The following is a 21,746-nucleotide window of genomic DNA, read 5'->3' as shown; positions in this document are numbered from 1 at the left end:
AGTGAGGTGCTGCCCCAGTCGAAGTTCCGAAACAGCTGCCCGCATTCCCCACCGCCCAAAATCATCGGCAACCCTTAGTGAATTCGCGGGCTCCTTTGTTCCCGCATATCGACTGCATAAACGCGGTCGATGCGCAAAGGTTCCGGCTTGTCGACTTCTGTGGGACATCCGCCCCGGCCTTGTCGCCATACGAACAAGGCGGACTGTTTCCAGCCCGCCTCGGTGTAATGCCAACGTTGAACGCTTGCCGATCAGATCGTCTTGGCGAAGGCCACTGCCGTGTCCGACATGCGGTTCGAGAAGCCCCATTCGTTGTCGTACCAGGTCAGGATACGGACGAAGTTGCCTTCGAGAACCTTGGTCTGATCGAGTGCGAAGATCGACGAATGGCTGTCGTGGTTGAAGTCGCGCGAGACCAGCGGCTCGTCGGTGTAGCCGAGGATGCCCTTCAAAGCGCCGTTCGAGGCAGACTTGATGGCTTCGTTGATTTCTTCGGCGGTGGTGTTGCGCTTGGCGACGAACTTGAAGTCCACGACCGAGACATTCGGGGTCGGCACGCGAATCGAGGTGCCGTCGAGGCGGCCCTTGAGGTGCGGCAGAACCAGGCCGACTGCCTTTGCAGCGCCGGTCGAGGTCGGGATCATGGACAGGGCTGCGGCGCGGGCGCGGTACAGGTCCTTGTGCATGGTGTCGAGCGTCGGCTGGTCACCGGTGTAGGAATGGATCGTGGTCATGAAGCCATGATCGATGCCGACGGCGTCGTCCAGCGTCTTGACGACCGGAACCAGGCAGTTGGTGGTGCAGGACGCGTTGGAGATGACCAGGTGGTCCTTCGACAGCTTGTCATGGTTGACGCCGAAGACGACGGTCAGGTCAGCGCCGTCGGCCGGTGCCGAAACGATGACGCGCTTGGCGCCAGCCTGGAGATGCAGGGCGGCCTTGTCGCGGGTGGCGAAGATGCCGGTGCATTCCATGGCGATGTCGACGCCCATTTCGCCATGCGGAAGGGTTGCCGGATCCTTGATCGCAGTGACCTTGATAGGCTTGCCGCCGCCAACGATGATGGTGTCGCCTTCGACCTTTACCTCGGCCGGGAACTTGCCGTGGATCGAGTCGTAACGGAGCAGGTGAGCATTGGTTTCGACCGGGCCGAGGTCGTTGATGGCAACGACTTCGATGTCGGTACGGCCGGATTCGACGATGGCGCGCAGAACGTTACGTCCGATACGGCCAAAGCCGTTGATGGCAACTTTCACAGTCATTTGTGCACTCCCGATTAGAGAACTGAAATCATATTGGGCTGGCAAGGGCGCCTTGCGGCGTCCTTGCCGGAAAATATCATGCGAGCTTGGCTTCGGCGGCGGAAACCACGGCTTCAACCGTGATGCCGAAGTGCTTGAAGAGATCCTTGGCCGGCGCGGAGGCACCGAAGGACTTCATGCCGATGAAGGCGCCGTCATTGCCGATGAACGCGTCCCAGCCCTGGCGGATGCCGGCTTCAACGGCGATCTTGACCGGCGCATTGCCGATGATGGCCTTCTGGTAGTCGGCGGACTGTTCGAAGAACAGTTCGAAGCACGGTACCGAGACGACGCGGGCGGAAATGCCCTTGGCTGCCAGTGTCTGCTGCGCCTTGATCGCCAACTCGACTTCCGAACCGGATGCAAAGATCGAGACCTTGGCATCGCTGGCCGAGATTAGCTCATAGGCGCCGTAGGCCGAGAGGTTCTTTTCCTCGTATTCGGTCCGCGCCGGCGTCAGGTTCTGGCGGGTCAGTGCCAGGCCGGACGGACGATGCTTTTCCTTCAGCGCAATCTGCCAGCACTCGGCCGTCTCGGTCTCGTCGGCCGGGCGGAAGAGCAGGAGGTTCGGGATGGCGCGCAGGGCAGCATAGTGCTCGACGGGCTGATGGGTCGGGCCGTCTTCGCCGACGCCGATCGAATCATGCGTCCAGACGTGCACGACGCGAATGCCCATGAGGGCAGCGAGGCGTACCGACGGGCGGCAATAATCCGAGAAGATCAGGAAGCCGCCGGCATAGGGGATCAGACCGCCATGCAGCGAAATGCCGTTCATGGCAGCGGCCATGCCGTGTTCGCGGATGCCGTAATGCATGTAGCGGCCGGAGAAGTCGGTCGGGGTGATCGCCTTCATCTGGCTGGTCTTGGTGTTGTTCGACGGCGTCAGGTCGGCAGAGCCGCCCAGCGTTTCCGGCAACAGACCGTTGATCACTTCCAGCGCATCCTCCGAAGCCTTGCGGGTGGCGACGGTCGGGTTGTTGGCGGCGATCTTCTTCTTGAAGGCATCGATCGTGGTGTCGAAGCTGCCCGGGAGTTCGCCGGCGAAGCGGCGGTTGAACTCGGCGCGCTTTTCAGCGTCGGAGCTTGCGAGGCGCTCTTCCCATTCCTTGCGGGCCTTGGTCGAACGCAGGCCGGCGAGCCGCCAGGTGTCGAGCACATCGGCCGGGACAACAAAGGCTTCCGATTCCCAGTTCAGCGACTTGCGGGCGGCTGCGATTTCTTCAGCGCCGAGCGGCGAGCCGTGGACCTTGTGGGTGCCCTGCTTGTTGGGTGCGCCAAAACCGATGATCGTCCGGCAGGCGATGAAGGTCGGACGGTCAGACTTGTGCGCCGCTTCGATGGCCGCTGCGATGGCGTCCTGATCGTGACCGTCGATCTCGATCGTGTTCCAGTGCGCCGACTTCAGGCGGGCGATCTGGTCGGTCGAGTCCGATAGCGATACGGCGCCGTCGATGGTGATCTTGTTGTCGTCCCAGAAGACGACGAGCTTGTTCAGCTTCAGATGGCCGGCAAGCGCGATGGCTTCCTGGCTGATGCCCTCCATCAGGCAGCCGTCGCCGACCAGCGCATAGGTGAAGTGGCTCTGCAGCTCGGAGCCGAATTCTTCAGCCAGCTTGCGTTCGGCGATCGCCATGCCGACGGCATTGGCAATGCCCTGGCCGAGCGGACCCGTGGTCGTCTCGATACCGGAGGCATGGCCGTACTCCGGGTGGCCGGCGGTCTTGGAGCCGAGCTGGCGGAACTGCTTGATGTCCTCGATCGTCATGTCCTCATATCCGGTTAGATAGAGGAGCGAATAGAGCAACATCGAGCCATGGCCGGCAGACAGGACGAAGCGATCGCGATCCGGCCAGAGCGGGTTCTTCGGATCGAACTTCAGATAGCGGCTGAAAAGAACGGTGGCGATGTCGGCGGCGCCCATCGGCAGGCCGGGATGGCCGGAGTTGGCCTTTTCCACTGCATCCATGGCAAGGAAACGGATCGCATTCGCCATCCGCTGATGTTTTTCGGGAGAAATCATGGCTGTTCCGCTTGTTCCGGGGCTGCAAGAAACGGGCGCTAATGGCGGTCCGTCTGAACGGGGCTGATCCATATCAGGTGCACCGCGCAAGTCAACAAATGCCCCGGCTTCTGGCCTTTTATCAGGCAAGAAAACATGGTTTTGCCTGTTTCATGTGCGCTGCACTGTCTCGCATGGTGGACGGGCACAAGAATGCGATCTTCCACAGAATTGGCGGGTTACAGGCGGTGCGGCTTTATTGACGCGCGGCAATCGCGAGGCTTAGTGTTCGCCATCAAAGCACCGGGGTTTGTCGGCCGATTCGGGCCGCCGGGGATAAGAAGCGAAGGCAGGGGCGAAGGAATGCCGACGGGAAATTCGGTCGATGCTGCGCTCGGGGCGCTTCGTCAGGCAATTGCCGGGCTGGAAAGTGCTGTCGATGGCCGCATCGAGGCGCAGCGCGAAAACAGTGAGGTCGAAGGCGAGGTGCGTCGTGTTCACGCCGATCGTTCGCGACTGGCGCAGGAACTCGATCAGTCGGAGTTTCGGGCTAACCGCCTGGAGGAAGTCAATCGCGAGGTGTCGCGGCGGCTTGTCACGGCGATGGAAACGATCCGCGCCGTGCTCGACAATTGAGATGTCGCTATTTTTTGAGCCTTTGCTTTTGTGCGCTTTGCGCAATGCGTTGAGAGAGTTGGACGGCCAATGGCCCAAGTGACAGTCACGATCGACGGTAAAGCCTATCGCATGGCTTGCGAGGAAGGCCAGGAAGGCCATCTGACCGAACTTGCAGACCAGTTCGATCGCTATGTCAGCCATCTGAAAAGCCAGTTCGGCGAAATCGGCGACCTGCGCATCACGGTCATGGCCGGAATCATGGTGATGGACGAGCTTGCGGAAATCAAACGCCGGATGACGGTGATGGAAGGTGATCTCGCCAGTCTGCGTGAGGGCCGCGACAGCGCGGTCAGCGGTGCAAGCCATCGCGAAGAACAGGTTGTCGCCGCACTCGGGGAACTGACCGACCGGTTGAACGGCATCACCCGCAAGCTGAATGGCCGGCCTGCCGTCGCGGCGCGCCAGGACAACTGAAACCGGCAATCGGCGAAAAACTCGACCGAGTTCCGTTTCGCCTCTGGCGCAGCGCGGCCATTGCGCCTATATCTTGCCTGCGGTCTGCGCCTCTCGACAGGACACACAATCCCTGGGGCCATACTCGATCCAAAGGGAGCTGTCCCTGGCCGGGCCCGTGGGCTCGGACATATGGCGCCCACCTACGTTTGTAGGCACCCAGGATCGTAAACATCCAACGGTTGCCGCGGATCGCACTTTTCCCCTTCACGGCCCAGCAGATGACGTGCCGGCTTCCGCTTGCGCGGTGACCAGGCTTAACTGCGGTTGCTGTGCGCCGAGCCCCAGCGATCGTTCCTTCTCGATATACAGGCGCTGCTGGTCGGTGATGTAGTCGCGGACGATCGGTGCGGCATCGCGCTTGCGCGACAGCTGCAGATGGAACACCATCTGGCTTCCGGTGCGGAAGGTCATCTCCGCGCTGATCAGGTAAAATTCCCACATTCGGGCAAAACGTTCGTCATACATCGCGATGACCTTGTCGCGGTTGGCCTCGAAACGTTGACCCCAATGGGCAAGCGTCGTCGCATAGTGAACGCGCAGCACCTCGATGTCGGTGACCCACAGGCTGTTTCGTTCGGTGACGGAGACGACTTCCGACAGGGCGGGCGAATAGCCGCCGGGAAAGATGTATTTGCGGATCCACGGACCGGTCATCCCGGGCGGGCTCATATGGCCGATGGAATGGATGACCGCAACACCGTCATCAGGCATCAGCGCGTTCAGCTTCTTGAAGAATTCGTCATAGTGCTGGACGCCGACATGCTCGAACATGCCGACCGAAACAATGCGGTCGAAGCGTTCGCTGACATCGCGGTAGTCCTTCAGCTCGAAACGCACGCGACCGGACAGGCCAGCGTCCTCGGCACGTTTTGTGGCGAGGGCATGCTGTTCCTTCGACAGGGTGACGCCAACGACCTCGACCTCCTCGAGGCGGGCCAGATAGAGCGCCAGGTCGCCCCAGCCGCAGCCGATATCGAGGACCTTCATGCCCGGCTTGAGATCGAGTTTCGCGGCCAGCAGCCGCAGCTTGTTGCGCTGGGCCTGCTCCAGCGTATCGTCCGGCTCGCGGAAATATGCGCAGGAATATAACATGTTGTCGTCGAGGAAGAGTTTGTAGAAGTCGTTGCCGAGATCGTAGTGGTGCGCGACGTTCTGTTGCGCTTCGCCGCGACGATTGGATTGCAGCCGCTTGCGGAACGGCATCTTTACGGCGCGCAGGACCTTCTGGATGGGATATTTGCCAAGCGACAGGCGATTGATCGAGAAGAGGGTGAGAAAGTCGCGCAATGTCGAGCCTTCCTCGAAGCGCATGGTGCCGTCCATATAGGCTTCGCCGGCAACCAGCTCGGCCTTGAAGACGAGACTGCGATAGAGCGCCGGGTCGGTCAGCCGCATGGTTACCTGCGGGCCGGGTTCGCCACCGCCGAAGACGTGACGTTTTCCCTCTGCATCGATGACGGTGAGTTGGCCCTTGCGAATGAAAGACTTCAGCATATGCGACAGCAGAAACATGTGCACCTCTTTGCGGCTTTGCCGGTTGGGTGATCATGGTAGCGCAATTGCGCGCGGCTGCACCTGAAATTACGGGTTTAGGGTTCAGCCAAAATGAGAACGCCAGCGCAACATCAAGTTGCGCTGGCGTCGATTGTCAGAAACCTTGGTGGCCTTGGCTCAGAACTCTTCCCAGTTGTCGCTGCCGCCGCTGGAGGCGGGCGTGCTCGATCCGCCGAAGGCCTTGGCGAGATTGCCGACCATCTTGCGGGCTGGGGAGGCGACCGGGCGGGCCGTTGTTTCCACCGGGCGCGGTGTCGTGACGCGGGTGATCGGTGCGGCGGGACGGTTGGCCGGCGTATAGCTCGGGGCAGCCGGACGCGGCGACGCTGCGAACCTGCTGCCTTCCGCCATGCGGAACTGACCGATGAGACCTGCCAGGTTCTGGGCGCTGTCGGCGAGACGATGGGTCACCGCCGTCGTCTCCTCGACCATGGCTGCGTTCTTCTGGGTGAACTGGTCCATCTGGTTGACCGAGCTGTTGATCTCGCCGAGCGCCGTGGACTGTTCGCGGGCTGCCAGTGCGATGGCCCCGATATGGCTGTTGATATGGGTGACCTGCTGGGAGATTTCGCCCAGTGCCTTGCCGGTCTCGCGAACCAGCGCAACACCGCCGGCAACCGCCACACCCGACTTGGTGATCAGCGCCTTGATATCCTTGGCCGCATTGGCAGACCGCTGGGCCAGTTCACGCACTTCCTGCGCGACGACCGCAAAACCCTTGCCGGCTTCGCCCGCACGGGCAGCCTCGACACCGGCGTTCAGGGCCAGAAGGTTGGTCTGGAATGCGATTTCGTCGATGACGTTGATGATCTTGGAGATCTCGCTCGAGGCCTGTTCGATATGCCCCATGGCGTCGACGGCATCGGAAACGACCTTGCTGGAGGTTTCCGTGCTTGCCTGCGCGCGGCGGGCGATTTCGGCGGCTTCATCCGCCTTGGCAGAGGAGCCGCGAACCGTCGTGGTGATTTCCTCAAGCGCTGCCGAGGTCTCTTCCAGCGAGGCTGCCTGCTGTTCGGTGCGCTTCGACAGGTCGTCGGTGGCCGAGCGCATCTCCGCGGAGCTTGCCTCGATGCCGGATGTCTCATCACGCAACTGGCCGAGGGTCGAAGACAGTTTCTCGATCGAGTTGTTGAAGTCGAGGCGAACCTTGTCGAGATCACCCGGGAAGGACTGGTTGATACGGACGGTAAGGTCGCCGTCGCTGAGCTTGTTCAGACAGCCGGCCAGGACATCGACGGCTTGCTGGACAGCACGGGTATCTTCGGCCTTGGCCACTTCGCGTTCGACGCGCTGGCGCTCGCCGTCAGCCGCGGCTTCGGCAGCCTGGCGTTCGATCTCGATCTTCTGGATGGCGCTTTCACGGAAGACGTCCAGGGAGTGGGCCAGTGCGCCAATCTCGTTGCGGAGATCCTTGTGGGGAACATCGGTGTCGAGCTGGCCGCCGGCCAGTTTGTTGGCAACCGCGGTCAGACGTGGGAGTGCGCCGACGATCTGGCGGACGAAGAGGGCGATAAGGGCTGCGGCTACGATCAGGACGATCAGGGCGGTGGTGCCGATCGCATAGGCCATTTCGCTGGCCATGCTGTTGATGTCGGCTGCACGAACACCAGCGTAGAGAATGCCGATGACATCGCCGGTCGGGGAGAAGATCGGCTGATAAATCGTGTAATACGGGACTTCAAGGATAACGGCTTCGCCGCGATAGACTTCGCCCTTGGTCAGGAACGGGTAGACGGCGCCGGTCTGGCCGAGCGCCGTGCCGACTGCGCGCGTGCCGTCCGGCTTGATGATATTGGTCGTGCGGCGCCAGAAGTCCTTGCTTTCGCCATCCCAGGCAAAGATCGTCGCCGTCTGGCCGGTCATGCGGCCGATCGAGTCGATCATGCCGTGGTCGGTGAATTCCTTGGGAATGCTCTCGGTGACGATTCTCTCGACATTGCCATCCTTGCCCCAGGTGATCTTGGTACCGGGCAGGTCGCGTTCGACGATGGTCGCCGCCGTGCGCAAGCTGGTGTTCTGGCTGGCAATCGCCTGCTGCTGGATGCGGCCCGCAATGCCATTGGAAATGACCCAGGAGACGACGCCGAGTGCCGCGACCAGGATCATGACTGTCGTCACGGTGATTGTTTTTGTAATGCCGAAGCGCGAGAAGATCGTCATATGAACCTAGTCCCTTAAGTAACTCCCGGGTGGCATTCTAATCGGATCTCGTTAAGCGTTGGTTTGCTTGGGAAATTTTATGCGGTTTTGACCAATCATAATTTAGCATTTTCGGGACCCCAAATATGGTGAGGCAAAATGGACGGTGGTGAAGACGGAGATGGACATGGATCTGGGCACGCAAGAATGAGCAATCGCCACCTGAAAGCAGTCCTGCGGAACGAGCGACTGGCCGAACGTGACCGGATCCCCGCCGAGCGCAGACTTGAATACAGCCTGGCGATGGCCGATCATGCGGGTGACGATATCGCCTTTGAACCGGGCACGATCGTTTCCGGTTTTTTCCCGATCCGCTCGGAGGTGGATATCCGGCCGCTGATGGCGCGACTGAAGGACAGGGGAGCGCGGCTCTGCGTGCCGGTGGTGCTCGATCGGCAAACGATTGCCTTTCGCGAGCTGGTTGCCGGTGCCGAACTGGTTGATACCGGTTTCGGCACGCGGGGTCCCGGTCCGGATGCCGCGGTGCTTGACCCCGAAATCCTGCTGGTGCCGCTGTCAGCCTTCGACAGCCAGGGGCACCGGATCGGCTATGGTGCCGGCCATTACGACCGCGCAATTGCAAGATTACGGCAAAAAGGCCTTGATCCGCGGCTGATCGGCATTGCATTCGACTGTCAGGAGGTGGCAGAAGTGCCGGCTGAAGCGCATGACGTCCGGCTTGAAGCCATTCTGACCGAAAGCGGCCTCAAGACCTTTTCGGCGCCATAGGACGATACAATGCGACTGCTTTTTCTGGGTGACATGGTTGGCAAGACGGGACGCACGGCCGTCTGGGAGCGTCTGCCCGGTTTGATTTCCGACCTGAAACTCGATTTCGTCATCGTCAATGGCGAGAATGCCGCAGGCGGGTTCGGCATTACCGAAGACATCTATCTCGAGACGATCAATGCCGGCGCCGATGTGGTGACCACCGGCAACCATGTCTGGGACCAGAAGGAAGCGGTCAGCTTCTGCACGCGGCACGACCAGTTCCTGCGCCCTGCCAACTATCCGGCGGGAACGCCCGGCAAGGGCTCCGGGCTGTTTTACGCCCGCAACGGCGCGCGCGTGTTGGTGGCCAACATCATGGGCCGGGTGTTCATGCATCCGGAACTCGACGATCCCTTCAAATCGGCGGAAACGATCCTGGCAGCATGCCCGCTGAAGGAGCAGGCCGACGTAGTGGTTTTCGACTTCCATGCGGAGGCGACCAGCGAAAAGCAGTGCTTTGGCCATTTCGTCGATGGGCGGGCAAGTTTCGTCGTCGGCACCCACACGCATGTGCCGACCGCCGACCACCAGATCCTCAACGGCGGCACGGCCTATATGTCGGACGCCGGCATGTGCGGCGATTATGACTCGTCGCTGGGCATGGAAAAGGAAGAGCCGCTCAACCGCTTCATCTCGAAAATGCCGAAGGGGCGTTTCGAGGCAGCAAGCGGTCCGGCGACGATCTGCGGCGTCGGTGTCGAGATTTCCGACAGCACGGGTCTCGCCGAAAAGATTGCGCCCTTGCGCCTGGGCCCGCGTCTCGCCGAGACCATTCCCGATTTCTGGGCCTGATCTTCGGATTGGCTGACAACGGCACGGATTTGCCGATAACGCCATTGTGACGCGTCGGCGCGTGCCGCCCGCTTTACCTGCCTGCCCGGCTGGACCATGCTCGCCTGCAGTAAAGGCGACGCGGGAGCGGCATGATGCTGAGACTGGTCTTATCGGCTTTGGCTTTCACGATGGCGGTGGCCGCGGCCATGGCACAGGATGCGCGACCGCAAGTCAGCCAATGCCAGTTGGTCGCCGAAAAACTCCCGGATGCCACATTTGCGACCTTCAAGCCAACGGCTGGCACGCCCGGAACAATCTCTTCGCGCCGGCAACCGGTGCAATTTCAGGAAGATGTGACGATCACCTATCTCGGGCACTCGACGTTCCAGGTCGACACTCCGGGAGGCATTTCCATCGCCACGGATTTCAACGGCTGGCTGCGCAGTCCGCGGCTGCCGGATGTGGTGACGATGAACAAGGCACACTCCAGCCACTACACGCGCTCGCCTGATCCCGGCATTGCCAATGTGTTGCATGGCTGGAACGATACGGCGCCCGGCGAGAAGGCCGAGCACAGGCTTGTGGTCGGTGACGCCTATATCCGCAATGTGCCGACCGATATTCGCAGCTATGACGGCGGTTTCGAGCCGAACGGCAATTCGATCTTCATCTTCGAGGTTGCCGGGCTCTGTATCGGTCATCTCGGTCATCTGCATCACGAGTTGACCGATGCGCATTATGCGGAAATCGGCAGGCTGGATATCGTCATGGTGCCGGTCGATGGAGGACTGACGATGGGTGCGGACAGCATGAGCCGGACGATCAAGCGGCTTCGGTCCGCGCTTGTCCTGCCGATGCATCGGCGAGGGCCGCCGATCGAAACCTTCCTGTCCATGTTCGGAGCCGATTTCGACGCGGAGATTTCCCAGAACCGCGGCGTGACAGTGTCCATGCGGACACTGCCGAAGAAGCCGCTGATCCTGGTGCTGCAGGGTGTCTGAGATCAGGCGAAGCGGATCTGTCTGTGCACGCCGACATCCGGGGTCTTTTCCGGGTTGAGATTGGCCTTGGCAATCTCCCAGCCGAATTTCAGCGTGCTGCCGGTCGATGCCCAGATTTCGCCGTCGTCCAGCGAGAGCGCGATCATGGTCAATGTCGGATCCGTTTTGCCGCCTTCATACCAGGCTGCAACCACCGAGTTCCAGTATTCATCAATCTTGGCCGGATCCTTCGCCTCGCTGAGGCGGCCGGACAGGCATGCGTGATAGTCGTGTTTCTTGCCGACCACACAGAAATGGGCGCGACTGCCCGGACGCAGGGCCGTGACAAGTTCGGAATCGGTCTTGGTGAAGAACCAGATGGTGTGGGTCTTTCGATCGACAAACGGGGCCATCGGCTGCATGTGCATTTCGGAACCGACAAGGCCGAGCATGCCGGCATGGACGTCCTCGATCTCTTCCCAAAGCTGTTCAGCCGGAGTTTCGCGTGCTTCGCTAAAGCTTGCCATATCGTTTTTCCTCTTGATGGGTTCGATACAGGCAACGGATTGGCGGCGGACTTGTTCCGGTCGCGGCTGAACGGATTGCAGACTTCATTTTCCTTGAACCGGGCCGGTTTCGCCCTTATAAGGCGGCCATTCCCAACATTAGACCTGATCAGGGGTGCCATGGCTGGCCATTCACAGTTTAAAAACATCATGCACCGCAAGGGCAAGCAGGACGGCATTCGTTCGAAGATGTTCTCCAAGCTCGCGCGTGAAATCACGGTTGCGGCCAAGGTCGGCCTTCCCGACCCGACGATGAACGCTGCTCTTCGCCTGGCCGTACAGAACGCCAAGGCGCAGTCGATGCCGAAAGACAACATCGACCGCGCCATCAAGAAGGCATCGGGCGCTGATGCGGAGAGCTATGATGCGATCCGCTACGAAGGTTACGGACCCGGTGGTACGGCGATCATCGTCGAAGCACTGACCGACAACCGCAACCGTACCGCTTCCAGCGTGCGCTCGACCTTTACCAAGGCCGGCGGAGCACTTGGCGAAACCGGCTCGGTTTCCTTCTCTTTCGACCACGTGGGTGAAATCACCTACAAGGCGTCTGTCGGCGATGCCGACAAGGTCATGGAAGCGGCGATCGAGGCCGGGGCCGAAGACGTCGCTTCCGATGAGGAAGGCCACACCATCTACTGCGCGTTCGAAGACATGAACGAAGTATCCAAGGCGCTTGAGGCGGTTCTCGGCGAAGCCGACACCGTCAAGGCGATCTGGCGGCCGCAGAACACGGTCCCGGTCGACGAAGACAAGGCCCGGTCGCTGATGAAGCTGATCGACACGCTGGAAGACGATGATGACGTGCAGAACGTCTATTCGAATTTCGAAGTGTCGGACGAAATCATGGCCAAGCTCTCGGCCTGAGCTTCATACGTCATCAAATGAAAAAGCCCGGTTGCGGAATGCAGCCGGGCTATTTTTTTTGGTCGAGCCCTCAGGCCTTTTCTTCCAGCGCGTTCAGACGGTGGGAGAGTTCGTCGAGTTTGTCTTCAATCCTGCGCAGGCCGCTTTCCAGCCCCGTCCGCAGATGGGCGATGCCGCCGCCCAGTTCCATTTTGAGGGTGATTTCAAGATCGTCGCGCAGTTCGCCGCTGCGACGTTCCACCCGCTTCATGTAGTCATAGCTTTGCAGGCACAACGTGCGGATTTCTCCGACGTCCTTTCTGAGTATCTTCAGCTCATCATTGGTTTTCTGGCCAAGCCTGGCCAGAAAACTCAGATCCACAGTATCCTGGGTCATCCGTTGCAACCTTTTGGAACAGAATAACGCCAAGTTGTGTCGAACGCAAACGGGTGGTCAACGGTCGCTTTTGGTCGGCTATCAGGCCGCAGCGCTCTTCACGCCCGCGATCACGTCTACAAGACCATTGACGATACGCTCTACCTGTTCGCGGTCATCGCCTTCGGCCATGACGCGGATCAGCGGTTCGGTGCCTGAGGGGCGGATGACGAGGCGGCCGGACCGGGCCAATTCGCTTTCCGCATCGGCAATCGCCTGCTTGACGGTCTTGTCCTCGAGCGGCTTGCCGCCCGAGAAGCGGACATTGCGCAGCAGCTGCGGCACCGGCTCGAAGCGATGGCAGATCTCGCTCACGGTCTTGCCCGTGCGCTTGACGCAGGACAGGATCTGCAGGGCGGCAACCAGGCCGTCGCCGGTGGTGCCGAAGTCCGACATGACGAGATGGCCGGATTGTTCGCCGCCGACATTGAAGCCGTGCTGGCGCATATGCTCGACGACATAGCGGTCGCCGACCTTGGTACGTGCAAGCGTCAGGCCCTTGTCGCCAAGGAAGCGCTCCAGCCCGAGATTGGACATGACGGTGGCAACGATGCCGCCACCAGTCAGGGTCTGGTCCTCGGCCCAGGATTCGGCGATTACCGCCATCAGCTGGTCGCCGTCGATGACCGTGCCGTTTTCATCGACGATGATGACCCGGTCGGCATCGCCGTCGAGCGCAATGCCGATATCGGCGCGCACTTCATGGACCTTCTTCTGCAGCGCTTCCGGATGGGTCGAGCCGCAGTCGAGATTGATATTGGTGCCGGTCGGCTCGTTGCCGATGGTGATGACCTCCGCGCCGAGTTCCCAGAGCGCGGACGGAGCGACCTTGTAGGCGGCGCCATTGGCGCAATCGATCGCGACGCGCAGGCCCTGAAGGGTAACATCGCGCGGCATGGTGCGCTTGGCGAATTCGATATAGCGGTCATGCACGCCGTCGATGCGCTTGGCGCGACCGATTTCGCCGGCCGACGCGAGCTGGCTGTAAAGATCCTTCTCCAGCAGCTCCTCGATCTGCGCCTCGATCTCGTCCGACAGCTTGTAGCCATCCGGGCCAAAGAGCTTGATGCCGTTGTCCGCAAACGGATTGTGCGAGGCCGAGATCATCACGCCGAGGTCGCAGCGCAGCGAGCGGGTCAGCATGGCGACGGCAGGTGTGGGGATCGGGCCAAGGACGAAGGCGTCGAGGCCGGCGGCGGTGAAGCCGGCGACCATGGCGTTTTCCAACATGTAGCCGGAGAGGCGAGTATCCTTGCCGATCACCACCCGGTGACGATGGCCGCCACGGCGGAAAATGGTGCCGGCAGCGATGCCGACGCGCATGGCGAGGTCGGGCGTCATCGGGAAGCGGTTGGACTGTCCGCGAATGCCATCCGTGCCGAAATAACGACGTGTCATATGTCTATCCCTAGATTCAGGTTGGCTGCTCGCCGTTCGGCAGTCGCGACCCGATGGGAAGATCGTCATGACTGCGAGTGGCCTGCTCATGCCATAGTTCGTGTCGAAGAACACATAAATTAGCGCGAAAATTGATTACATCCCGTTACCAGACGGCAGAAAGGCCACCTTGGGAGGTGGCCTTTGCAGCGATCTCAACGGGTTGAGCTCAGTGTGGCTGTGGTTCCAGCCCACTTTCAGGCTCACCGCCCTTGGGCAGGTCCTTCTTGCCGGTCGAGGGAACGGCGGAGCCGCGAGCCGGGCCATCCTCGCCGCTGTCGCGAGTCGGCTTGTGCCCCTTGATCAGCGACTTGATCTCGTCGCCGGACAGGGTCTCGTATTCGAGCAGGCCTTCGGCGATCGCGACGAACTCGTCGTGCTTTTCCGTCAGGATGCTGCGGGCCTGGGCATAGGCCTCGTCAATCAGGCGGCGCACTTCGGTATCGATCTTCTGGGCGGTCGATTCCGAGACGTTCTTCGATTGCGAAACCGAGTGGCCGAGGAAGACCTCCTGCTGGTTCTCACCATAGGCGACCTGGCCGAGCACGTCGGAGAAGCCCCACTGGGTGACCATGGCACGGGCAAGCTTGGTGGCCTGCTCGATGTCGGAGGACGCGCCGGAGGTAATGTTCTCCTTGCCGAAGGTCAGCTCTTCGGCAACGCGGCCGCCCATCATGATGCAGAGGCGGGACACCATCCACTTGTAGCTCATCGAATAGCGGTCGCCTTCGGGGAGCTGCATGACCATGCCGAGCGCGCGGCCACGCGGAATGATCGTCGCCTTGTGCAGGGGATCGGCAACCGCGACATGAAGAGCCGTGATCGCGTGGCCGGCTTCGTGATAGGCCGTCAACTTCTTCTCGGCTTCGGTCATGGCGGACGAGCGACGTTCGGCGCCCATCATGATCTTGTCCTTGGCGTCTTCGAACTCGGCCATCGTGACGACACGCTTGTTGCGGCGTGCAGCCATCAGCGCGGCTTCGTTGACGAGGTTCATCAGATCCGCACCGGAGAAGCCGGGCGTGCCGCGGGCCAAAACCTTGAGGTCGACATTCGGCGCCAGCGGAACGTTGCGGGCGTGAACCTTGAGGATGCGCTCACGACCGACGATATCCGGATTGGGCACGACCACCTGACGGTCGAAACGGCCCGGACGCAGAAGGGCAGGGTCCAGGACGTCAGGACGGTTGGTGGCTGCAATCAGGATAACACCCTCGTTTGCTTCGAAGCCGTCCATCTCGACCAGCAACTGGTTCAGCGTCTGCTCGCGCTCGTCGTTGCCGCCGCCAAGACCGGCGCCACGATGGCGACCGACGGCGTCGATTTCATCGATGAAGATGATGCAAGGCGCATTCTTCTTGGCCTGCTCGAACATGTCGCGGACACGGGATGCACCGACGCCGACGAACATTTCGACAAAGTCCGAACCCGAGATCGTGAAGAAGGGCACGTTGGCTTCACCGGCGACCGAGCGGGCGAGCAGGGTCTTACCCGTGCCCGGAGGGCCGACGAGCAAAACGCCGCGCGGGATCTTGCCGCCGAGACGCTGGAACTTCTGCGGGTCGCGCAGGAATTCGACGATTTCCTCGAGGTCCTGCTTGGCTTCGTCCACGCCTGCAACATCGTCAAACGTCACGCGGCCATGCGCTTCGGTCAGGAGCTTGGCCTTGGACTTGCCGAAGCCCATGGCGCCGCCGCGACCGCCACCCTGCATCTGGCGCATGAAAAACAGCCAGACGCCGAGGATCAGCAGCATGGGGAGAAGCGTGCCGATATAGCTGAGGAAGCCCGACGAACCATCCGTTTCCGGGCGGGCTACGATCATGACATTCTTCGATTGCAGCTTCTCGAGCAGGTTGTCGTCGATGACAGGCGCATAGGTCTGGAAGGCTGTGCCGTTTTCGGCATAGGTGCCGAGAACGCGATTGCCGGTGACAGTCACGTCACGCACGCGGCCAGAGTCCACTTCGCTGAGGAACTGCGAATAGGGTATCTCGCGCGAGCTGGATTGAGACGGCGACGTCTGGAACATGCTGAACAGTGCGATCAGCAAGAGGGCGATGATCGCCCACAGCGCGAAATTCCGAAAATTTGGGTTCATTGAACTCCCCGAACATGTCTTGCGGGAAGGAACCCCGCGATCTTACCCGCTAACATAGGATTGCGCCGGGCCGTTGCCAAGGCAAAGTGGCGCCTGTGCATCGTTTTCCGTCAATAACTCTTAAATAGGGCAGGACAAGGTTGGGCCACGGCCGAGGATCGCGGCGATGCTGTCGGCAAGCGCTACATCGAAACCCGGCAGGAAGAGATCGAAGAGCGGCAGGTAGGGACGCCATTCGACATCGCCGCCCTGTGGGACCAGTTGCCCGTCAATCTCGCGGATTTCCAGCGCGATTCCGCTCATGGCGGCTTTTACCAGGCCGGGCAGATCAGGTGGAACGAGTGATACGGCAGCCGGCTCGACACGAAAAATGCGCGCGGTGCAATTGCTGATCTCGAAACGCCCATCCCAGATGATCGTCGCATCGGAGGGGAGAGGCAGCGGCAAAAGACCGCGCTTCTCGCGCAACATGTAAACGGCATCCTTGCGCCGGACGACAAGGCAGCCGGACAGTGTCAGCGATCCACTGTCTTTTCCTGTGACAAGCCCCATCAATTTGTCTGTCGCCTGTGCACCCGGACGGTGCGGCTTTCCACCGAGCACGGCGGCAAGGGTTGCCAGGCCATGGCGCAGGATCTCCGGCTTGGAAAGCAAAGCGTGTGGATCAAGTCTGATGACGCAGCCACTGATCAATGTTGCATGATGGTCCAGCCAGTCCGCAGTCGCTCGCGACAAGGCCTGGCGGCGCTGGCCGGTCTCTTGGTTGACGTCGTCGTCGACATTGTCCTGGCGCATGCGCACCCGCTCATAAGTCCGGTCGGCATTGCTCGGATCATCGATCCAGGATTGTCCGATCTGGCGAAGACTGTCGCGGATCGTCTCGCGTTTGGTGTCGAGGAAAGGACGTAGGATCCATATACGGCGATCAAAAAGCGCCGCAGGAGCCATGCCGGCAAGGCCGAGATTTTCATCATTCGCCCGGGCTGCCCGCATGGCCACCGTTTCGAGCTGGTCGTCGCGCGTGTGGCCGGTGACGATTGCATCGGCGTCGCATTGCCGGGCGATGTCGGAGAGCAGTCTGTAGCGCGCCTCGCGAGCGGCTGCGGGAATGCCCGTCCTGGGCTTGTCGGCGTTCCAGCGGCGGGTGTGGTGGGCGATTCCGAGGTTCGCGCAGAGTTCGGACACCCAGATTGCTTCGGCGGCCGATGTTGGGCGCAACGCATGATCGACGGTCGCCGCCGTCAGCCTGTGGGGGAAGCCATGGATTGCGATCGCGCGCTTCAGGGCGATCAGCAGGCCAGTCGAATCGCTGCCGCCGGAAACGGCAATCAGCAGGTGAGATGGCTTTGAAAGAGATTCGAGGAAGCGCCGGGCGGCATCGTCAGGAGAACTGGCGGTCAGCACGGTCGTCGTCCGGGCCGGACAGACATCAGCAGCTCAGGCGCTTCTGCTCGCTGGCGACCTTGGAGACGACGGCGCGGGATGCCTTGGGATAGCGCTTCGGCACTTCACGCAAGGTTGCGCAGGCCGTCTCGGTGTTGTCGAGGGCGGCGAGGGACATGCCGAGCTTGAGCAGCATTTCAGGCGCCTTCGGCGAGCTGCTGTAGGACTGGTGGGCATTCAGGAATGTCTTGGCGGCTTCGTTGAAATTGCCCTGCGAGTAGAGCGCTTCACCCAGCCAGAAATTGGCGTCGGCAATCTTCTTGCTGCTCGGGTAGCTGGAGATGAAGTCGCGGAACTCGTTTTCGGCCATGCCATAGTCGCCGGACAGAACATGGGCATAGGCAACCTGATAGATGTCGTTCTCCGAACCTGACGACGCCGTCTGGTTTGTGGCAGCAGGCTGCTGGCTGGCTGGCGCCGTTGCGGTATCGACGCCCGGAAGGGATGCCGAGTTGTCGACCGCATTCTGGTTTACGGTTGCATCGACCGGTACGCCATTGGCGTCGAGGTCCATCGAGCCGAGCTGCTGTTCCGGCTGGCCGAGGCCGGAGGTGTCGGCGGTGGCGCCGACATCCGGGGACTGGGTGATGATTTCGGCAACGGAATCGCTTCCATTGCCGCCATCGACAGGGCGCTCAAGCGAGCCGCTCTTCTTGGTTCCGCCGTTTTCGAGATCCTGGAAGCGGAATTCGTTGTCTTCCTGGGCCTTGCGGATGGTTTCCTGCATCTGCAGAAGCTGGAAGCTCATCTCCTCGATACGGCCATTGAGCGAGCGGATCTCTTCCTCAAGCTGCTGGACGCGCACGGACGGATCGCTGGACTGCGCAAGATGAACGCGGGCCTTGGGTTCTTCTGTCCTCGCCACCTTGGGCTGGCCGAGAGGAAAGCCCGGCAGCTGGAAGGCGCTTGCGCTTCCATGGATCCCGGTCAGCGTGGCCGTCGCAAGCAATGCGGCCATCACAAGTTTGTTCATGTTCCTTATCCTGTTTTCGCGATGGGTTGCGCCGAACAGGCGCGCACAGGAGATTTTTCCAATTGCCTGCAAAAAGCAACCAAGTTCGGCCAAAGTAAGGAGAAAAGTAAAGGCGGCCGAGGCCGCCTTCACAATGTCGTTGGAGCACTCGGGGCAGCACTCAGGCTCGATTACATGCCGGCGCCGCCGAGCACGGTGACGGCGCGACGATTCTGCGACCAGCAGGAAATGTCATCGCACACGGCGACCGGGCGTTCCTTGCCGTAGGAGATGGTCTTCATGCGCTGAGCCGGGATGCCGCGCGATGCGAGGTAGTCGCGGGTCGAGGCGGCACGGCGGGCGCCGAGTGCCAGGTTGTATTCGCGGGTGCCGCGTTCGTCGGCATGGCCTTCGATCGTGATGGCGTATTGCGGATACTTGGCCAACCACTGAGCCTGGCGGTCGAGCGTCTGCTGGGCATCGGCACGGATCGAGGTCGAGTCGGTGTCGAAGAAGATGCGGTCGCCGACGTTGACGGTGAAGTCCTGGGTCGAGCCCGGCGTCGAAGCACCCGCGCCGTTTGCGCCGAGGCCAAGATCACCGGCGCTGTTGGGCAGGTTCTTCTTGTTGGCGCAGCCGGCCAGGGCGAGCGTCATCGCCAGAGCGACGATGGCGGGGTTGGTTGCGAGTTGCTGCAGGCGGCTCTTCGCCGGGGAATGAATGCGGCTCATCGCCGGTCTCCTTGAATTCTCTGTTAGGGTTGCTGGACGATAACCAATCTAGGTTAACCGGCTTCCAATAATCGTGGTTAACAAACCGTTTAATGTGGCCCGTAAAGCACCGGATCGCGGCGCTTTACGGCAGGAAGGAGGCGCAAATGCGCCCTATTCGAGGAGCGGTGACCAGGCCGGGTCGGAGCCGAAGGCCGGGGTCTTGACCTGTTGTTCGTTATAACCCGACAGGTCGATCGAATAGAGGGCCGGGCCGCCGGCGCCGGAGTTCTGCCGGAAGAACATCAGGACGCGACCGTTCGGAGCCCAGGTCGGGCCTTCGTTGTGAAAGCCGGTGGTCAGGATGCGTTCGCCCGAACCGTCGGTCTTCATCACGCCGATCGAGAACTTGCCACCCGACTGCTTGGTGAAGGCGATCAGATCGCCGCGCGGCGACCAGACCGGCGTGGAGTAGGAGCCATCGCCGAACGAGATGCGCTGCTGGCCCGAGCCATCGGCATTCATCACGTAAAGTTGCTGGCGGCCGCCACGGTCGCTTTCAAAGGCAATGCGGGCGCCGTCGGGCGAATAGGAAGGCGAAGTGTCGATGGCCGCCGTAGAAGTCAGGCGCGTGGTCGTGCGCGAGCGCAGGTCCATGGTGTAAATATTGGCGTTGCCATCCTGCTGCAGGCTCATGATGACGCGCTGGCCATCCGGCGAGAAGCGAGGCGAAAACGTCATGCCGGGGAAGTTGCCGACCACTTCGCGCTGGCCTGTCTCCAACTGGAGCAGATAGACGCGCGGCTGGTCGCCTTCGAACGACATGTAGGTGACTTCCTGACGGCTCGGCGAGAAGCGCGGGGTGAGGACGATGTCCTTGGAGCCGGTCAGCATGCGGACGTTCTCGCCATCCTGGTCCATGATCGCCAGCTGGCGCTTGCGGTCGGTCTTGGGGCCGCTTTCGGAGACAAAGACGACACGGGTGTCGAAATAGCCCTTTTCACCGGTGATGCGCTCGTAGATCGCGTCGGCGATGATATGGGCAACGCGGCGCCAGTTTTCCGGCTGGGTGAAGAACTGCTGGCCGGTCATCTGCTGGCCGGCAAAGGTATCCCACAGGCGGAATTCGGCGCGCAGGCGGCCATCGGCCTCCTTGCTGATGCGACCGACGACGAGAGCCTCGGCATTGATGACCTTCCAGTCCTCGAAGCGCGGCGGCTGGTCGGGGTTGGAGATCTTCTCGATGAAGGCGGCGCGGCCGACCGGGGCAAAGAGACCGGAACGCTTAAGGTCGGCTTCGACCACTGCTGCGATCTTGGCTCCAATGCCGTCGGTGGAAACGAAATCGGTAATCGCGATCGGCAGCGGCGAGACATTGCCTCGGTTGATGTTGATTTCGACGGCGGCGTTCGCGGGGGCGGCGATGGCGCCTGCCATGCTGGCGACAACCATCAGAAGACGGAGGAGGTGGAGTTTTTTCATTCTATCCAAGCCTTTCAGCTCTTACATCAGTTCGCTGGGGTCGAAATTGACGATGACTTCGGACCAGGCGTCAAATTTGTCCCTGGGCAGATTGGTGAAGGGGGCGGACTTGCGCACGGCGCGCACGGCGCCGCTCATCAGAACGCGTTGGGCTGTTTCGGAACCGCCGGTCGCCGTTGCTTCCGGATTGCCGACCAGGTTGCCGTCCTGGTCCAGCTGGAATTTCACCTGGATACGGACATCCTGGGCATCGGCCATGCCGGGCGTGATCAGCCAGTTGTTCTGGATCGCGCCGCGCAGGGCGTCCATCTCGCTCTGGCTGAGCTTAGAGCCGCCGGTATTGGTCTTGCCGCCGAGCGCCGCCTTTTCGGTCGAGCTCAATCGGCCACCGCCAGCCGCATCCGTCTTGTTGAGAAGGGCTGCCACTTCGTCGGCGTTGAAGTCGCTTTCCATCTGCGGCTTCGACTTCGCCGTCTCCTGAGCCTTGGTGTCTTTCTTTGCCTCAGCCTTCGGCGGCGGCTTCTTCTCCACCGGCTTGGCCGTCTCTACCTTTGGGCGAGCAGCCGGGACCGGTGCCTGCTCGGGCAGGGGGATCTCTTCGGCCTTCGCCTCTTCCGGTGGGGCTTCCTCGGCCGGCTTTTCTTCCGGCTGTGGCGGCGGGGTGGTTTCTTCCGGCACGACTTCCTTGACCTCGTTGGGCTTGGTGTCCTCAACGGGAGCGGGGGTCTCGACCTTTTCCGGGGCGGCGGCGACTTCCTGCTCGACAGGGCGCTGCGACGGGGTCGGCGGCGATTTCAGGTCAACCTGGTTGTCGCCGAGATTTTCCGCGGGTTCCGCGATCGGCGGCTTCTTGGTCGGCACGGGTGCCGACTTCTCGGCGAGAGGCGCCTTCTTGTCGCCCTGCTGGATCTGGGTGAATTCCTCGATGGGCACGATGTCGACCGGCAGCGACTCCATGTTCATCACCTCGAGTTTTTCGGGCGAGCCAAGGGTCACCAGCGCCGCGGCGAGCGCCAGTCCGTGCAGAAACGTGGATGTGAAGAGGCTGCCCTTCATGACGT

At 61.4% G+C, this 21,746-nt stretch carries 19 protein-coding genes and 1 other RNA gene; 7 read left to right on the top strand and 13 right to left on the bottom strand.

Translation table 11 applies throughout. The annotated features are described in order from the left end of the window. Window positions 1-251 precede the first annotated feature (251 nt). Together gap and tkt are read right to left on the bottom strand one after the other, a co-directional pair. A complete protein-coding gene (gene gap, locus IM739_RS17210) occupies window positions 252-1,262 on the bottom strand; it encodes a type I glyceraldehyde-3-phosphate dehydrogenase (protein WP_237368900.1) in 1,011 nt (336 codons plus the stop codon). 76 nt (window positions 1,263-1,338) lie between these two features. Then, a complete protein-coding gene (gene tkt, locus IM739_RS17205; RefSeq protein WP_237368899.1) occupies window positions 1,339-3,321 on the bottom strand; it encodes a transketolase in 1,983 nt (660 codons plus the stop codon). A 342-nt stretch (window positions 3,322-3,663) separates the two neighbouring features. Between tkt and IM739_RS17200 the strand changes: the two genes are divergently transcribed. The 3 genes from IM739_RS17200 to ssrS all read left to right on the top strand — a co-directional run bounded on the left by IM739_RS17200 (window position 3,664) and on the right by ssrS (window position 4,629). Further along, complete coding sequence (locus tag IM739_RS17200; RefSeq protein ID WP_007608697.1) at window positions 3,664-3,936, top strand: DUF4164 domain-containing protein; 273 nt, start codon at window positions 3,664-3,666, stop codon at window positions 3,934-3,936. Between the two features lie 69 nt (window positions 3,937-4,005). Then, the gene (locus IM739_RS17195; RefSeq protein WP_237368898.1) at window positions 4,006-4,392 is read left to right on the top strand and encodes a cell division protein ZapA; all 387 of its coding nucleotides are present in this window, start codon (window positions 4,006-4,008) and stop codon (window positions 4,390-4,392) included. Between the two features lie 78 nt (window positions 4,393-4,470). Continuing rightward, window positions 4,471-4,629, top strand: a non-coding RNA gene (gene ssrS, locus IM739_RS17190) — 6S RNA. Window positions 4,630-4,638: 9 nt separating this feature from the next. Here ssrS and IM739_RS17185 read toward each other — a convergent pair. Both IM739_RS17185 and IM739_RS17180 read right to left on the bottom strand, forming a co-directional pair. Beyond that, window positions 4,639-5,946, bottom strand: coding sequence for an SAM-dependent methyltransferase (locus IM739_RS17185; RefSeq protein ID WP_237368897.1), 1,308 nt, complete (start codon window positions 5,944-5,946; stop codon window positions 4,639-4,641). Window positions 5,947-6,105: 159 nt separating this feature from the next. Then, window positions 6,106-8,148 carry a methyl-accepting chemotaxis protein gene (locus tag IM739_RS17180; protein WP_237368896.1) on the bottom strand — a complete coding sequence of 681 codons (2,043 nt, stop codon included), beginning with the start codon at window positions 8,146-8,148 and terminating at the stop codon, window positions 6,106-6,108. 186 nt (window positions 8,149-8,334) lie between these two features. Between IM739_RS17180 and IM739_RS17175 the strand changes: the two genes are divergently transcribed. The 3 genes from IM739_RS17175 (at window position 8,335) to IM739_RS17165 (ending at window position 10,733) form a co-directional block, all read left to right on the top strand. Next, window positions 8,335-8,916 (top strand): 5-formyltetrahydrofolate cyclo-ligase, encoded by a 582-nt coding sequence (locus IM739_RS17175; protein ID WP_237368895.1) that lies wholly within the window; start codon window positions 8,335-8,337, stop codon window positions 8,914-8,916. A 9-nt stretch (window positions 8,917-8,925) separates the two neighbouring features. Next, window positions 8,926-9,750 (top strand): TIGR00282 family metallophosphoesterase, encoded by an 825-nt coding sequence (locus IM739_RS17170; RefSeq protein WP_237368894.1) that lies wholly within the window; start codon window positions 8,926-8,928, stop codon window positions 9,748-9,750. A 131-nt stretch (window positions 9,751-9,881) separates the two neighbouring features. Then, complete coding sequence (locus IM739_RS17165; protein ID WP_237368893.1) at window positions 9,882-10,733, top strand: MBL fold metallo-hydrolase; 852 nt, start codon at window positions 9,882-9,884, stop codon at window positions 10,731-10,733. Window positions 10,734-10,735: 2 nt separating this feature from the next. Here IM739_RS17165 and IM739_RS17160 read toward each other — a convergent pair whose 3' ends face one another. After that, the gene (locus tag IM739_RS17160) at window positions 10,736-11,239 is read right to left on the bottom strand and encodes a pyridoxamine 5'-phosphate oxidase family protein (RefSeq protein WP_237368892.1); all 504 of its coding nucleotides are present in this window, start codon (window positions 11,237-11,239) and stop codon (window positions 10,736-10,738) included. Window positions 11,240-11,398: 159 nt separating this feature from the next. Between IM739_RS17160 and IM739_RS17155 the strand changes: the two genes are divergently transcribed. Then, window positions 11,399-12,145 carry a YebC/PmpR family DNA-binding transcriptional regulator gene (locus tag IM739_RS17155; RefSeq protein WP_237368891.1) on the top strand — a complete coding sequence of 249 codons (747 nt, stop codon included), beginning with the start codon at window positions 11,399-11,401 and terminating at the stop codon, window positions 12,143-12,145. Window positions 12,146-12,215: 70 nt separating this feature from the next. Here IM739_RS17155 and IM739_RS17150 read toward each other — a convergent pair whose 3' ends face one another. The 8 genes from IM739_RS17150 to IM739_RS17115 all read right to left on the bottom strand — a co-directional run bounded on the left by IM739_RS17150 (window position 12,216) and on the right by IM739_RS17115 (window position 21,741). Then, window positions 12,216-12,521 (bottom strand): hypothetical protein, encoded by a 306-nt coding sequence (locus IM739_RS17150; RefSeq protein WP_237368890.1) that lies wholly within the window; start codon window positions 12,519-12,521, stop codon window positions 12,216-12,218. Between the two features lie 81 nt (window positions 12,522-12,602). Then, complete coding sequence (gene glmM / locus IM739_RS17145; RefSeq protein WP_237368889.1) at window positions 12,603-13,958, bottom strand: phosphoglucosamine mutase; 1,356 nt, start codon at window positions 13,956-13,958, stop codon at window positions 12,603-12,605. 208 nt (window positions 13,959-14,166) lie between these two features. Next, complete coding sequence (gene ftsH / locus IM739_RS17140; RefSeq protein WP_237368888.1) at window positions 14,167-16,098, bottom strand: ATP-dependent zinc metalloprotease FtsH; 1,932 nt, start codon at window positions 16,096-16,098, stop codon at window positions 14,167-14,169. Window positions 16,099-16,218: 120 nt separating this feature from the next. Beyond that, window positions 16,219-17,502 carry a tRNA lysidine(34) synthetase TilS gene (gene tilS, locus IM739_RS17135; protein WP_237368887.1) on the bottom strand — a complete coding sequence of 428 codons (1,284 nt, stop codon included), beginning with the start codon at window positions 17,500-17,502 and terminating at the stop codon, window positions 16,219-16,221. Window positions 17,503-17,527: 25 nt separating this feature from the next. After that, window positions 17,528-18,514 carry a tol-pal system protein YbgF gene (gene ybgF, locus IM739_RS17130; protein WP_237368886.1) on the bottom strand — a complete coding sequence of 329 codons (987 nt, stop codon included), beginning with the start codon at window positions 18,512-18,514 and terminating at the stop codon, window positions 17,528-17,530. 170 nt (window positions 18,515-18,684) lie between these two features. Further along, window positions 18,685-19,224 (bottom strand): peptidoglycan-associated lipoprotein Pal, encoded by a 540-nt coding sequence (gene pal / locus IM739_RS17125; protein ID WP_007608857.1) that lies wholly within the window; start codon window positions 19,222-19,224, stop codon window positions 18,685-18,687. A gap of 153 nt (window positions 19,225-19,377) precedes the next feature. Beyond that, window positions 19,378-20,655 carry a Tol-Pal system beta propeller repeat protein TolB gene (gene tolB, locus IM739_RS17120; protein WP_442981147.1) on the bottom strand — a complete coding sequence of 426 codons (1,278 nt, stop codon included), beginning with the start codon at window positions 20,653-20,655 and terminating at the stop codon, window positions 19,378-19,380. A gap of 51 nt (window positions 20,656-20,706) precedes the next feature. Beyond that, window positions 20,707-21,741 carry a hypothetical protein gene (locus IM739_RS17115; protein ID WP_237368884.1) on the bottom strand — a complete coding sequence of 345 codons (1,035 nt, stop codon included), beginning with the start codon at window positions 21,739-21,741 and terminating at the stop codon, window positions 20,707-20,709. Window positions 21,742-21,746 lie beyond the last annotated feature (5 nt).

Origin of the sequence: Rhizobium sp. SL42, from assembly GCF_021729845.1 — a bacterium.
Taxonomy (GTDB): Bacteria; Pseudomonadota; Alphaproteobacteria; order Rhizobiales; family Rhizobiaceae; genus Allorhizobium.
This window is presented reverse-complemented; position numbering and strand designations above follow the sequence as displayed.